Consider the following 1,018-nt stretch of genomic DNA (forward strand, 5'->3'; position numbering starts at 1 on the left):
CTCCGAAGGCGTCTGTGCAGTGGCGGGCGCAGGCGCGCTGGCGGATGCAGGGGCGGCGACGGCGTCGGCGAACAGCTGGCCGTTCTGGCCGCTCTTCAGGTCGACCTTGATGTCCAGCGACAGGCCGGGGCGCAGGGCCAGGCCGCCGTCATTGCGGGCCACGGCGATGCGGACAGGGACGCGCTGGGTGATCTTGGTGAAGTTGCCGGTCGCGTTCTCGATCGGGATCAGGGCGAACTGCGATCCGGTGGCGGGGGCGAAGCTGTCGACGCGGCCATGGATCTTGCGGCCGGGGAAGGCGTCAGCGGTGATCTCGACGTCCTGACCAATGCGCATCTTGGCCAACTGCGTCTCCTTGAAGTTGGCCACCACATAGGTGTCGCCCAGCGGCACGATGGACAGAAGCTGGGCGCCGGCGCTGACGAACTGACCGACGCGCACGCTACGGGCGCCGACGACGCCGGCGACAGGCGCGCGGATCACGGTGCGTTCCAGTGCGATGCGGGCCACGTCCAGACGGGCGCGGGCCTGTTCAACGGCGGCGACGGTCTGTTCACGGCTGGAGCTGAGCACGCCTGCCGAGCGTTGCTCGGCGACCAGAGCGGCCTGGGCCTGCTGGACGGCGGCGACAGAGGTCTGGGCCTGCGCCTGTTCGGTTTGGATGCGCTGCTGCGAGACCCAGCCCTGTTGGGCCAGCTTGCCGTAACGCTCGACTTCGGCGTGGGCCAGATTGGCCTGGGCGTGGGCCTGTGCGACGGCGGCGGCGCGGGCGGCGACGTTGGCCTTTTCCTGCTGCGACTGGGCGTCGACATTGCCGACGGCGGCGATGGCGGCCTGCAGATTGGCCTCGGCCTGCGCCAGATCGGCGCGCTGGTCGGCGTCATCCAGCTTGACCAGAATGTCCCCGGCCTGAACCTGCTGGTTGTCGGTGACCAGAACCTCGGTCACACGGCCCGACAGTTGCGGGGCCACATTGGTGGTGTCGGTTTTTACAACTTGCATAGTGAGGTGAAACTAC

At 68.5% G+C, this 1,018-nt stretch carries 1 protein-coding gene; it reads right to left on the reverse strand.

Annotated elements, in window-relative coordinates:
• On the reverse strand, window positions 1–1,002 hold a 1,002-nt coding region (locus QZ281_RS14190), incomplete at its 3' end, for an HlyD family secretion protein (RefSeq protein ID WP_292229439.1).
• Window positions 1,003–1,018: the final 16 nt, after the last annotated feature.

This window comes from Brevundimonas sp., from assembly GCF_018608325.1.
Lineage (GTDB): Bacteria > Pseudomonadota > Alphaproteobacteria > Caulobacterales > Caulobacteraceae > Brevundimonas.